Origin of the sequence: Rapidithrix thailandica, assembly GCF_039710355.1 — a bacterium.
GTDB classification, from domain to species: domain Bacteria; phylum Bacteroidota; class Bacteroidia; order Cytophagales; family Flammeovirgaceae; genus Rapidithrix; species Rapidithrix thailandica.
Genome location: NZ_JBDKWZ010000003.1, coordinates 487,132 through 501,800, shown reverse-complemented (window position 1 = coordinate 501,800; position 14,669 = coordinate 487,132). Strand labels below are relative to the sequence as shown.

The 14,669-nt window shown below is 41.9% G+C and carries 7 protein-coding genes; 3 read left to right on the top strand and 4 right to left on the bottom strand.

Translation table 11 applies throughout. The features are described 5' to 3' along the window. Positions 1-62 precede the first annotated feature (62 nt). The gene (locus AAG747_RS07600; RefSeq protein WP_346820552.1) at positions 63-7,721 is read right to left on the bottom strand and encodes a malectin domain-containing carbohydrate-binding protein; all 7,659 of its coding nucleotides are present in this window, start codon (positions 7,719-7,721) and stop codon (positions 63-65) included. A gap of 582 nt (positions 7,722-8,303) precedes the next feature. Between AAG747_RS07600 and AAG747_RS07595 the strand changes: the two genes are divergently transcribed. The 3 genes from AAG747_RS07595 to AAG747_RS07585 all read left to right on the top strand — a co-directional run bounded on the left by AAG747_RS07595 (position 8,304) and on the right by AAG747_RS07585 (position 10,493). After that, the gene (locus AAG747_RS07595; RefSeq protein ID WP_346820551.1) at positions 8,304-9,242 is read left to right on the top strand and encodes an acyl-CoA desaturase; all 939 of its coding nucleotides are present in this window, start codon (positions 8,304-8,306) and stop codon (positions 9,240-9,242) included. 97 nt (positions 9,243-9,339) lie between these two features. After that, positions 9,340-9,930 (top strand): Crp/Fnr family transcriptional regulator, encoded by a 591-nt coding sequence (locus tag AAG747_RS07590; protein WP_346820550.1) that lies wholly within the window; start codon positions 9,340-9,342, stop codon positions 9,928-9,930. A 77-nt stretch (positions 9,931-10,007) separates the two neighbouring features. Continuing rightward, a complete protein-coding gene (locus tag AAG747_RS07585) occupies positions 10,008-10,493 on the top strand; it encodes a DoxX family protein (RefSeq protein ID WP_346820549.1) in 486 nt (161 codons plus the stop codon). Positions 10,494-10,548: 55 nt separating this feature from the next. On the opposite strand, the gene AAG747_RS07580 is transcribed toward AAG747_RS07585, so the two are convergent. From AAG747_RS07580 to AAG747_RS07570, 3 genes are all read right to left on the bottom strand, one after another. Beyond that, complete coding sequence (locus AAG747_RS07580) at positions 10,549-11,616, bottom strand: branched-chain amino acid aminotransferase (RefSeq protein ID WP_346820548.1); 1,068 nt, start codon at positions 11,614-11,616, stop codon at positions 10,549-10,551. A gap of 139 nt (positions 11,617-11,755) precedes the next feature. Further along, a complete protein-coding gene (locus AAG747_RS07575) occupies positions 11,756-12,550 on the bottom strand; it encodes an inositol monophosphatase family protein (RefSeq protein WP_346820547.1) in 795 nt (264 codons plus the stop codon). Positions 12,551-12,736: 186 nt separating this feature from the next. Next, the gene (locus AAG747_RS07570) at positions 12,737-14,257 is read right to left on the bottom strand and encodes a S1C family serine protease (RefSeq protein WP_346820546.1); all 1,521 of its coding nucleotides are present in this window, start codon (positions 14,255-14,257) and stop codon (positions 12,737-12,739) included. Positions 14,258-14,669 lie beyond the last annotated feature (412 nt).

Below are 14,669 nucleotides of genomic sequence, written 5' to 3'. Positions count from 1 at the left end.
ATCCCAAGCCACACAATGATGGCTCAGGATTTTTTCAAGTGAAATACTTCTGAGATAAAATTTTAATTTCGGATCAACTTTTTCACCGTAAAGTACTTTTCCAATTCTATCTTAATCAGATAAATCCCTTTGGGCAAATGGCTGACAGATAGTTTTCTTTCCAAAACCTCACCTTCTTTTTTCATGGTCTCTCGGGTTAATACTTTTCCACTGACATCCATTACCTCTACCGACAGATCCCCCCGGGTACTACTTTCAATTTTTAAGTACACTTCTCCCTCGGAAGGATTTGGATACACCGTAATCGCTTTTGCCAGATCGTCAGAATTGATCGCGGTCACTCCTACTCCTTTTCCGATGACGGTAATCTTCCCTGCTCCATCTGCATTGGATACTATTTCAATCGTACCGTTGTATTCTTTTTGTTCTATGGGAGCAAACTCAATAGTAATTTCTGCAGTTTCACCCACCCCAATGACCCCGGAATTCCAATTTCCCGAATACCCTTCAGGAAAGAGAATTTCATTGACACTGATAGAAGCATTGCCTTCATTTTTCACCTTTAGCAACTTGGTGGATGTGTCATTGACCGCGACATCCCCAAAATTCAACGTATCTTTCAGGCTCATGGCCCGGTCGGCTTCCATCGCATATCCCATTGCTCCGGTACTGAATACACTGGCTTCTTCTCCGCTCTCCCCTGTCGCGCCTTTCACAAAATAATAGAAATTTTTATTGGCTTCTACAGGTTCGTCCATATACGTAGTGCCTTCTATCCAATTGCTAATGGCAGAGGCACTGGATGAACTGTTCACTTCAGCTCGGTATATTTTATAGTGAGTCGCATTGGCAGAAGCATTCCAATTCACTTCAACTTTTTCAGGAAGGGTACCTTGTGTAGCCTTGACATTTCCGGGAGCATATACTACCGGTTCAATTACCGTTACGGTCACTTTATCCTTTCCTTGCCCCCCTTTGTCATCGGTCACTGTCAATTCAAACTCATACACTCCCTCCACCATATCACTTACCGTTAAGGTAGCGGTATTTTCACCGGATAAGGTGATGGAAGTTGGTCCCATGAGTTGGTTCCACTCATAACTTACGATATTGCCATCACTGTCTTGCCCACTGCCTATTAATACAATACTATTTTCCGGCAGATACATCTGAACATCACTTCCGGCATTGGCAACCGGGAGAACATTATCAGAATCGCTGACAATGATTTCAATTCCTTTAATACTCGGATTTTCAATTACATCATGCAAGAGTGCAATATCCAGAAGGCCATCTGCGGAAACCTGGCTTGTCGTTTCCAACATAAACCCTCCTCGACTACCCGCAATTTCGAAAGGATCAATGTCATTAAATTCATTGGGAACCACTCCTTCTACTTCAATATCAAATACCCTTTGCCCTGGTTGGGTAATTCCCGCATACAGCTCGGCAAAGTAAACTCTCACTTTTACAATCGTCCCCGGGTACACCGGAAAACTCCACTGAATATTTGTAGCATCATCCGTATTGTCATACCGCTCAGAATTAAACAAACTTGCCGGTACTTGCAAGCCCTGCAAAGATGCATGACTCATGTCGATCGTTCCATTGTCCGAAAAGGTTTTTCCTGTCACGAAAACCAGATAATCACTAGGTTGTCCTTCGGAGTCTTCCTGCCAATCGGGCTCCGGATTGTCCAATGCACTCAGTGTTCCACCACCTACATTCAAGCGATAAAGTACTGTATTGGCCGGTTTGGGTCCTAAGTTAACCCTCCAGGTAAATTTAGCGATATCTGTTCCTTTATCATTACTCACAAAAATTTCGATAGGATATATCCCATTATTATTAGGCCCTCCTTCTGAGGCATCGTTTTGAATGGTACCATTGATAAGCCCGGTAGTAGCATTTATTGATAATCCCGGAGGCAAGCCATTGGCCATAAAGTTCAGGGGAGTTTCTCCTTGTACCACGATTGGGAAATTAATGCTTTCACTTTCAAAACTACTTTGATCATCTATCTTGGAAATAATCACGCTGCCATCGTACTTTATAATTTCAATCGCAGATATTTTCGCATTGTTTACGATACTTTGGGTGGAAATATTCACTGTGCCATCAGTGATTTCCAGATAAAAATTCTTAACGACCGCTGTAGCAGGCCCTACATCTGCCACAATATCGTAATTACTCAATACTTGATTTCCTTCCAGAGTGACATTAAAAATTCTTTTCCCTTCTCCGTTGGGAGTTTTTACCCCCCAATACAGTTCGGCAAAATGCAAGACCAGTTTGTAGGCGCCATTTTCCACCGGAATTTCATAATTGAATTCTCCCCAACGTTCGGTTTGATAGACTTCCTGCATTTCGGCAGTGGCATTGGCAATGGTGACATCACTTACATGGGTAGTACCCCCAGTAAAATAATTATCTGCCATAAAAATACCTTTCACCGTTTCTACCTCACTTCCCCCTATATTGATACGAACGGAACCCGATTGGTCCTCGGCCATAAAAATGACATCATCAAAATATCCGGCGCTGGTATGATCTGCATTCATCAACCCTAAACGCACCCGGTATTTACTGCCATGCTTCAATCCCTCAAATAAGACGGGGTCTGTACTCATATGCATGCCTGTCTGCATATCCAATACATCGTTGTTTGTATTCAACTCTTCCAATACCCAACTGATATGGCTGCTGTCCATGCCAATGTACCAATTTTCCACTTCAAACGCCACTTCCATACTTAAACCTGTGGTGTTGCCTTCTTTGGGCGAGGTAATGGAGATAGAGGGTTCATAAGGATCTTCTACTTCCATAGAGATAAAAATCGTGGCGGTATCATATCCTTCTGCTACGGCCTTTAATGCATAACTGTAATTTCCGGGAGCCATTCCGGTTGTATCCAATGTAACGCCAATGTCCGCTCCGTGAATTCCGGTTTGATACTGCGGAACATTTACTGTCAACCAATCAGGTAAGTTATCGTCTTCCAAAGTGAAACTGGTATTTCCGGTATAGGTCCACAAAATAAGATTCTTCTCGATCGTGCCGTTCTCGGTTTCCGAAGAGTGGAATGACATTTGCTTCGGCCAAAAACCTAGCTCAGAGCGTTTGTAGCGGGTTACTTTGGTATAATAGGTATTTTTTATTTTAATAGCACCTCCTCCTTCTGTAATGATTAAGGTATCCCCAATTACTTTGGAAGCTGGGTTCAATCGAGAAACAGGCACCTCACCTACTACCTTCCATTCATTTGTATCCGGATTGTATTCCCGGATTTCGTCCAAACCGGCCCAATTTCCGGTGGTTTTTCCGGCTACTACGACAATCTTACCATCCATGGCAAAAGAGCTACTTTCATGATGAGAAACACCCAAAGGCAAAGAAGCTACTTCTGTCCAAGAATCCGTATAAGGGTCGTACATATCCACCCGGCTTTGATCCTGCCAAGGCTGTGGTACATCATCATGCCCAATCGCTCCTCCAATCGCATAAATCTTACCGCCCAAGGCAATGGTAGCAATATGGTTTCTCCCTACCGGAATTTCAGCGGCAGGTTGCCAGCCTTCTTCCTGTTTGTCCAAGTCCAACACATAGTGATCTTTCACTTCTACATTGGCACTCCCATGCCTTACTCCTTTTAACCCACTGATACCATGTAACTTGCGACCTAAACGCACAAATCCGACAGAACCTCTGGCATGAGGATATTCAGGCCCTTCCCGCCAGGTATTTGTTTCCGGATGATAGATTTGGACTTTGTTGGTGCCCGGCCCCCAGTTACTTTCCGTAAACCCACACAAAATCCAGATTTCCCCATCAGCTTCCAAAGCCATCGCATGGTGAACAGGAGTAGGCATAGTGGCCATTACCATCCATTGGTTACCCAGTGCCGCTCTGGGGTCAAATGCTTCCGAAACTTCCACTACCGGTTGGCCGGCTGTCACTTGGTCCAGTCCTCCAAAGACATATAATTTATCATTATACACTGCATTAGGCACATCCACCCGGTGATGTTCGGCTTCATCTCCTTCATTCCAATGGCCGATGGCTAGCTCGGGGATTACTTCAAACTGTACAATATCACTTTGTCCGGTACTGGTCCCATCCACATTCATTAATTCTAACTTCAGTGTATGTTCTCCTTGGCTAATATTGGAAAAACTAATAGGATTCGTATTGGAATGGCTACCGGTTTCCGCTCCATTATCCAATGACCATTGGATATACCCCTCATCGGGCATTGTGAAACTATGAACGGTAAAGGCAACATCAAAGCTACTGTTTGTTGTACTGTTCTCTTCCGGACTATCTATAAAAATTGAAGTTGGCAACTGCTCTACCACATGAACTTTCACATCATCATATATTCCGGTTCCGGTATGGTTGGCATTGTACAATTCCAGGCGAATGGTATGTTCTCCCAATTCCATATCCTTAAAAGCAATGGGGCCATTCTGATAGACTCCGCCCATATTCAAGCCATCAATGATCCAGTGATAGTGTGTACCACCTTTTTTCACTTCCCAATTTTCGATTTCATAAGTCAGCTCAAAATCCGGAAGTACATAACTGCCGTATTCAGGCGATAAAATCGTAACTGATGGAGGATTCAATATACTTTTATCTCCATACACTTCCACTCCCGAAAGCTTCGGGTTATTTACCAACTTATTAAATGAGATATTCAATATTCCATCACTGACCTGAATATTGTTGAAGGTTTTGATCAGTGCTGTAGCCGGTGCTGTTTCTGATAAAATATCAAAATTTGATAACGTTGCCTGCCCGTTTTCAATCTCTACATTAAATACCCTTTCGCCTTCACCATTTTCGTTTTCCACGCCATGGTACAATTCGGCAAAATGTAATACTACCCGGTATTCCCCGGCTATAGGTACTGGGATATTGTAAGAGAAATCCCCCCACCGTTCGGTTTGATACAGTTCGTCTTTGTTGGTTTCTTGAATATCAATGATGTTGGAATACGTTTTATCCACACCTGAATAGTATTGATCGGCGACCCACTCTTCCCCGTTAAAATTACCGGCCAAGCCTCCAGAGTTAATTCTGATCAAGGGGGTCATTGGCTTGTTATAGATAAAAGATTTTTGGGTATTGGCAGGAATGACATTGTTGGCAAAATCTTTAATATTATTGACCGTCAAGGTGTAGCTCTCTTCATCACCCATTTCCGTAGTTGTCAAAATAACCGTTTTGCCATCTGCTTGCAAGGCCGCAGCTTGTAAAGTCAAGCCATTATTAATAGCATAATTGCCAAGTGTTTCCGCAGTATTTTTATCCACCGGTTCCCAGTACCGGACATGAATATTGGTCCGGCTTTTTCCCACTACTTCGATAATACCCGGAGGCACATTGTCTTGTGAAACCCCGGAACCGCTAAATTCCACATAGTTGATATCAAAGATATTATCAGCAACGGAGTTATTTTTAAAGACAAAATACAGATTGTGTTTGCCGCCCGGGTCGGTAACTGGCACCGTTATATTTTCCCAAACATCCGTACTTCCTGTATTCGGCACATTGGCTGAAGCCAACAAGGTTCCGTGTTCACTGTCAGCCCGTAGCTCCACTGTTCCACCATCATATACGGAAGCCACCCGGAATGTGGCACTGTTCATGTTGAACAAATTACGCTCTTCCAACATCACATAAGAATTATGAGATGCCCTCACCACTTTCAATCCCCCTACCCAAGGATCAGTATTATTAAGTAATCTCACCCCGCTTTGTTCATTATAAAATTCCAACTCTTGTCGTTTGGGATGCACTATTACCTGATCATATGAGGTCAAGTTATCCTGATCGGTATAATTCACATAAAAGACAAAATACAAATCATCTCCTCCGTCAATGTCATGATCTCCGGATGCCACCAGGTATTCTCCTTCGCAATCGTTAATCGTATTGTCATCGTGAGTATGATCCAAATGCCCCAAAGAAGGGACAATGCTCACATCACTACAATTGATTTCCCCTCCACTGGTCGAACCATCTTCCACATCGCTTACCGCTACTTTGATGGGAATATTCTCGTTCCAGGTAAAAAAAGCCCCATCGGTGGGGTAATCGAATGTAAATTCCGCAAAGTTATTCCCGGCATGAATGGTCAAGAGCTTCACACTTTCTCCGTCATTCTTGTCTTTCACCTTCAATTTTGCCGTATATTTTCCGGCAACGGTATAGGTATGTTGAGGATTAGCATGGGTGGCATCTACATTACCATCCGAATCAAAATCCCATTCGTAGCTCAAGTCGTTCACCGGGCCATCCGGATCGTAACTTCCTTCACTGGAAAAATTCACGGTCAGAGGCAATGATCCCGCTACATTGTCCGCACTGATTTTGGCAATCGGGGACAAATTGGAATTAACGCCTACGTAATCCAAACGCACCAATACACCTGTTCCTGAATTATGATCACAACAACCGGTTCCGTATTCCAAAATATACAAGTGGTCGTCAGGGCCGATTTTCATCCGGATAAATCCCTGTCCATAAATTTTGGTGGGGTTCCATAGATCATTGGAAATAATATTTCCTGTATCGTCCATTTTAACCACCCAAGCCATACTGACTTTTTTTCCATTATGCCAATGTGTATTAAAGTCAAAATAAAAAAATGCTCCGTCAAATTCGATCGGAAGTTTTTTATCATCCACCACTTCCGGATCGTAGTAATAGCGTTGTCCTACCATATGACATTCACTGGGAATTTCCATCCAGGCAGGCTCCGCAACAGGCAGGTCTTCTGCACCGGTATTCCACTTCGAATGGTTTTTCGGGGCATTGGCATCGTACCATTTATTTTCATAGGGATTCCAATAGGGTTTATTTTTTCCAGACAAATAAGGCCAACCCAAGTTCCCGGCTTCTTTTACCAAGTTAATTTCATCATAACCTAAAGGGCCTTTTAAGGGGTCGGGCTCAGCCGCATCCGGTCCCACTTCCCCCCAAAACAACCAACCTGTTTTTTCATCGGAATGTAAAGAATAAGGGTTACGGGTTCCCATGACAAAGATTTCCGGAAGCCCTCCCTGCCCGTTGGGAAAAAGGTTTCCGGGGGGGATCGAATAGCTTCCATCCGGCTCCGGTTTAATCCGGAGAATTTTTCCCCGCATATCCATCGTATTGGCAGAAGTCCGTTCCGCACTGAACAAACTATCGGTTTCGTTAATGGTCGTATACTCCGTGTGATTGGTGTTATCACCGGTGGCAATATATAAATTTCCGTCTTTGTCAAACTCTATGTCTCCCGCTGCATGGCAACAACTCTCCCTTTGTACTCCCCATTCCAACAGTACTACTTCGGAATCCATGTCAAAAACATCTCCTACCATTGTAAACCTTGAAACCCGGTTCACCGATTTGTCTAGTGGAGAGTAATGTACAAATACATGTTGTGTGCTTTGGAAATTGGGGTCGGGTTCGATCCCAAGCAAGCCGTCTTCCAATTCATGGTACACGGGAATAAGAGCCGCTGTCACGGTCGTTTGCAAATCCGCTTTGTACAGGATCACTTCCCCGAAGCGGTCTAATAACAATATACGTCCATCAGGTAGGAAACTGAAATCTACTGCATTTTTTAAACCCGAAACAATCTCTACCTTTTGAAATTGATCAGAAGGTTGGGCAGAAAGAATACAAATCTGAAAAAAAAGTAATAATAAAGATAGGATTATCTTTTTCATGGTAAAGTACTGATTAAATCATTAGCGTTGTTAGTGATCTTCAAAATGTGCCAAGGATTGTCGGTTCAATTCTTTATCAAGGAAAGCGGTTCGTTAATACAATAGTCAGCAAGCCCCACTGATTATGGCGCGTACCTTGAGCCATAATTAGGGGATAAACTACTGATGTTGAATAAGGTTAGTTTGGGTAATTATAGTAAGTAAGATAAACAGTTTGACTGCTATCTAACAAATTTAACGAGATTCAGAAAACTTGATTCATCGGTTAACATTTATTACGTTAATGCTTTCAGTTTTTTTGTGAAAAAGGTGTTTTTCAGAGCTTTACCTCCTTTTTTCATTGTTTTTATTCGGGCTTTTTGGGTATTACTATACAATGTTACTTTACCGGGGGTAAAACTCTTCTATCTCCCCTTCTTTGAATATTTACCTATGGTACAATGGGGACTTTGTTAATAGATAGTTGAGCATCACTCGGAAGAAAAATGTTAAACAGTTTTGAAAAAACCTTGTTTACCAAGAAAATAGAAAATCCTTGATTATTTTTGTCAAAACTTTTTTTCAGAAACACCAAAAGCTTTTATGACTCAAACAGCTGAGGCAGCCCCACAAAAACAAGTACGTAGCAAGCCCCTTCTCAAGCAAGAAATCGGGATGATTTTGATGCACTTAGTACCGCTGGCAGCAATCTGGACAGGAGCCACCCTGTTTGATTGGATTGTTTGTATCTCACTGTATTTTATCAGGATGTTTTTTGTTACCGGAGGGTATCATCGATACTTTTCACACCGATCCTACAAGACATCCCGGCCCTTTCAGTTTTTCATTGCGTTTATGGCAGAAACCTCCGCGCAAAAAGGAGTTCTGTGGTGGGCCGCACATCATCGCCACCACCATAAGCACAGCGATACCCCGGAAGATCCTCATTCCATGAAATGGTATGGCTTCTGGTATTCACATATTGGCTGGATTATCGGACCCGATTTTAAAGAAACCAACTTTGGGGTAATTCAAGATTTTGCCAAGCATTCCGAGATTCGTTGGATTGACAAGCATTACTTGGTACCTCCCACCCTATTGGCCATAGTCATCTTCCTCGTAGGAGGCTTTGTAAATGGCGATGGCAGTTTTGCCCAGATTTTCACACAAGGTTGGTCAAGTTTATTGATAGGCTTCTTTCTAAGTACCGTGCTTTTATACCATGGTACGTTTAGCATCAACTCTATCATGCACAAATTCGGAAAAGCCCGCTACAATACAGGAGATGAGTCGAAAAACAGCTTGGTACTGGCCTTGGTAACCTTGGGAGAAGGGTGGCATAATAATCACCACTACTATCAAGTAGCTTCCCGCAACGGGTTCTTCTGGTGGGAAATCGACATCACCTACTATGTATTGAAAACTTTTTCAGTATTGGGCTTGGTTTGGGATTTAAAGGGGGTTCCTCACCATATCAAATACTCAAAGACATTGGCCGAAGCCAGAGAAAAAATGAGAAAAGAAAAAGAACAACTGGGATAGCAACCTTTAGAAGATAAGAGTAAGGAAGCCGCTTTTACCGAAGAATAGAGCGGCTTCCTTGTTTTCATTATCCTCCAAATCCCTTTTCTTTGGATATATGGAAAATTCTTTACAACGCCTGAAACAAAGCCTTTTTCAGATCACCAAGGTTGAAAACCCTCAATGGTTAGAATTTGCCCAACAATGGGAGCAACGGTCATTTTCAAAACAGGAGATTCTTACTTCTTTCGATCAGGTGGAAAATTATCTATATTTTATCAGTAAAGGTTTAGTCCGGGTGTACTATTTACTAGAAGGGAAAGAACACGGCCTGGACTTTTGTTTTGAAAATGAATTTGTCACCTCTTATTCTTCCTTTCTAACCCGGCGACCTTCCAGAGTGCAAATTACAACCATTTTGCCTACCGAAGTTCTCCGGATTCATTATCAACAAATCCACAAAATGTATGATCAATCCAAAACCAGTGAACGCATTGGCCGGCGAATCGCAGAGGCAATGTATGTCCGGAAAACCCAAAGGGAAATAGAACTCTTAAGCCTGTCAGCGGATCAACGTTATCAGAATCTATTGAACAAAAACCCCCGTTTGGTACAAGCTATCCCTATCAAATATCTCGCATCGTATTTAGGCATTCTCCCGGAAAGTCTAAGTCGTATCAGAAGAAAATTAAGAAATAAAGAAGCATAGCAATCTTCTAACATTTTCCTAACCCAGGTTATTTTTTGGGGTGAAAATACTTCGTTGCTTTGTCAGAAAAAGAAATCATGAAACCATTAATTTGCTTATTGACCGTTTTTCTGATATTGTTTCTGGCCAAAAAGGTAGGCCACTTTCCTCGACTCACGCTCTCCCTTTCAGGACGTATTGCCATGGCATGCATGCTTTTAATGACCGGGATATCACATTTCCCTATGGCCGAAGGGATGGCACTTATGCTTCCGGAGTGGCTACCTTTCAAAATAGAAGTTGTATATACTACCGGAATATTGGAGATCCTTTCTGCTATTGGTTTATTAATGCCCTCAACGCAACGGCTGACGGGGTGGATGTTGATCATCTTCTTTTTCTTGATCTTTCCGGCAAATATCTTGGCTGCTCTTAATCATGTGAACATTCAAGAGGCAAATTTGAATGGGCCGGGTTCTGCTTACCTATGGTTCAGAGTACCCCTGCAAGTATTCTTTATAGGTTGGGTTTGGTATTTTACCATAAAAAATCCCTCCGGAGAAGTAAAACTCACAGAGGGTTGAACAATCATATTGGAAGGAAGATTAGCAATGAATCATTCCTTCCTTTATCCATACGTTATATTTTGAAAATCCAGTTGTGGGCATCTTCTTTATTACCTCGCTGGATACCGGTCAATTCTTTCAATACTTTATTGGAAAACTCTCGGGTTTCGATTGCAGGAAGTTCATAATCCGTACCATCATCACCAATGGCAATGATGTGTGCAATTGTAGCGGCTGTTCCGGTTCCAAAAGCTTCTTTTAAGGTGCCATTCTTAACGGCTTCAAGTACTTCTTTCACCTCCACAGGTCGTTCTTCTACCTCCATTCCCCACTCCTTTGCCAAGGTTAAGACCGTTTTACGAGTAATCCCGTGTAAGATAGAATCGCCGGCCGGAGCAGTGATTAATTTGTCGCCAATGACGAACATAACGTTCATACTCCCTGCTTCCTCAATAAACTCATGTTTGGCGCCATCTGTCCAAAGCAATTGGTGATATCCTTTCTCCTGGGCCAGTTTTGCCGGGTAAATAGAAGCTGCATAATTTCCGGCACATTTGGCATATCCGGTTCCTCCTTTGGCTGCCCGGGTATAATGCCGCTCAATTTTCACTCGTACCGGCTCTGCATAGTAATCCCCCACCGGAGAAGTAATGATCAAAAACTTATAAGAATCGGAAGGTTTTAAACCCAAATAAGCATCGGCCGCAAACATGAACGGACGAATATACAAACTACAGCCCGGCGTATTCGGAACCCATTCGCGATCTAAATTTACTAATTGAAACAGGCCGTCCATAAAAACTTCTTCTGGCACATGTGGCATACACAAGCGGGTAGCGGACTCATTAAAACGTTTGAAGTTTTCATCCGGACGGAACAACAAAACTTTGTCTTCTGTCTCGCTTTTATACGCTTTTAATCCTTCGAAGATGGATTGGCCATAGTGGATTGTGGAAGTGGCTGGACTCAGAGGTAAATCTCCAAAAGGAATGATTTTGCCTCCATCCCATTGGCCGTTTTTGAACTCGGCCACAAGCATATGGTCTGAGTAAATCTTCCCAAAAGGAATGTTGTTGAAATCTACTTGTGGTAATCTCGATTGTTTTACCTTCTCTACAGGTAATGCTTGCCCTATTTCCATATTCATTAGATGTTTAGATGTGTTTTATTATATTAACAGTCATGTGACATTTGTCAACGGACAATGGATAAAAAACAAGGTAGCCGGCACAATAGGTTACGGTATACTTTTTCTTTTTATCCTAAAAACCCTACCATCACTATTGATAAAAATTACGCGCTATGATTTCCTGCATATCTTGATGAACATGCCCGGAAGCGATAATTTCTTTACCAAAGATACAATTATTTCCGTTTTTAAAGTCACTTACTACTCCTCCTGCTTCTTTTACCAATAAGATTCCGGCCGCTACATCCCAAGGTTTAAGGTTGTATTCAAAGAAAGATTCGAAACGTCCACAAGCAACAAAGGCTAAGTCAATGGCAGCAGCCCCCATACGTCTTAAACCATGTGTTTTTTGCATCAATTCCTCTAAGACTTTTATATACAATGGCATTTTTTCGAATGCATAGTAGGGAAAGCCTGTAGCGATAAGACTTTTAGACAAAGAAGCTTCTGAAGACACGTTAATAACAGTATCATTGCGGTAGGCGCCTTCCCCCTTCGCAGCCCAATAACAGTGGTCCTGACATACATCATGAACAACTCCGATCAGGATCTCTTCCTCAGGGCTCATCAGCGCAATGGAAATTGCAAAAACCGGTAGCCCGTGAATAAAATTAGTCGTACCATCCAAAGGGTCGATGATCCAATTATACCCTGAGGCATTGCGCGATCCTGTGCCTTCTTCAGCTATAAATCCGGCCTCCGGCAAAATCTCTCCCAAACCCTTAACCAATTGCTTTTCCGATTCCTTATCCACATAGGATACCAAATCATTAAGCCCTTTATATTCGACCGCATCTGCATCAAAGCGATTAAATTCAGAAATAATAAATTTTCTGACTTCTTTGCTGATTTGTATAACTTGTTGGGTGGTTTTCTTTAAGTCCACTGTACTGAATTTTAGTCGTTTAGTTTTTACAAAAATAATTACTGTAGAAAGATATTCGATGTGTATATGTATTAATTAATCCATGTAATCGATTTTTCTGTACAAAAAAAGCTGCTCAAAAAGGCAGCCTTTCATCTAAGATCTTATAGAAAACAAACGTTTTATTCATTTCAAACTTTCTTTTTTTTAATACCCCAAGCCATAAAATGCTTTTTGACCATCCGGATAAACTCCTTCAATAATGACTCCCGATTCAAGATTTTGAAGTTTCTCTTTAAAATCCTTTAAAGAAGAAACCCGGACCTTGTCAATATGTGTAATGATAAACCCTTCTTCCATACGGGTAGATTTAAGCATTCCCTCATCCAAAGATTTCACCCGGATACCTTCTTCCACGTTTAAAGTTTCTTTATCCGCTTCGGACAATTCTTCCAAAACGGCCCCCATTACTGTTTCTTCTGGAGTTTCTACTTTTCCTTCCGGAATCACCGGGGTTTGGACAATCTTCGTATTGTTTTGTTTATTCTTTAATATGACAGTAACCGTATTTGTTTTACCATTTCTTCGATACACGACCTTAATCTTGTCACCCGGACTGTTACGGGCTACTAATTCCTGTAATTCTGAAGTCATATTAACTGCCACTCCGTTAATCGTAATGATCACATCACCTTCCCGTAGGCCTGCTTCTTCCGCCCCGCTATGAGGCGTCACTCCCAGTACATACACTCCTTCAATGGTTTCCAGGTCCCGGTAATCGGCCAACTGAGCCGTAATATTTTGAATACTAACTCCCATCAATGCTCTTTGCACTTCTCCAAATTCAGACAAATCATTCATTACTTTTTTAACCAGGGACACCGGAACAGCAAATGAATATCCACTATACGTTCCTGTGGTGGTAGCAATGGCCGTATTAATCCCGATCAGGTTTCCATTCAAATCCACCAAGGCTCCCCCACTATTCCCCGGATTCACTGCTGCATCCGTTTGTATAAAAGATTCAATGGAAAGGTTATCCCGGCTTCGAAGGATATTAATATTCCGGGCTTTTCCACTGATAATTCCTGCCGTAACGGTAGAAGTCAAGTCAAATGGATTGCCAACCGCCAGCACCCACTGTCCGATTTTAACATTGTCTGAATCCCCAAAAGGAATAAAAGGCAGCTGTTTTTCTTTGATTTTGATCAACGCTAAATCAGTAGAAGGATCAGTTCCAACTACTTTAGCCTTGAAACTTCTTTTATCATTTAGCACGACTTCTATATGCTGGGCATTGTCAATCACATGGTTATTCGTAGCGATATAACCGTCATCGGTAATGATGACTCCCGATCCGGAAGACATTCGTAAGCCACGGTCTCCGTAATATCCACCACCTTCATCCCCAAAAAACTTTCTGAACAAATCCTCTACCGAATGTTTCCCGTAATCGTTTGCCAACCCATCGTAATAGGTTTTAATATGCACTACGGCCGGAGTTACTTTCTCGGCCGCCGTCACGAAGTTAAGCCCTTCCGGGACGGTATAGTCGGACGTTTCATTCTCCCAAGCCGAAAGGTACTTGGAAAGAACTACATCTTGCTTATTTTCAATATTTTCAGAAGGGAGTATATCTGTGGTAGAGGCCTGAAAAATATAAACCGCTATTAGACCACCAAACAAGGCTGAAAGGAGGATACTTGCAAAGAACTTTGTATTACTCATGGTTGAAGGGATTAGGCTCAAATTGTATTAGGGTAACAGTGAGTAAAGATAAAAGATTTAATTCCTCAAAAAATCCCCGTATTTTTTCAAATACTCTTATTCTACGGAGAAAGCATGATGCAGATTTGTAAATAAATCTATGATTTATTGAAAATTAGATAAAAAATTCTGCTTCGGAAGTAGTAGTTAAAGATAAATCAAAGCAAATAAGACTCGATTTCTTCCATTGAAATATTCCAAGATGTAGCTCACCGAACTCCTAAGTAAATGATGAAAGGAAGAAAACAAAAATTGAAGAATGGTGTATAACTAATAAAGGAGATAACAAGCCGGTTCAATTCAAACCGAAACCCACTCCATCCAATATCCTTTGTCCCGTTGGTTTTATTTACATTCCGATAGTCCCGAATTT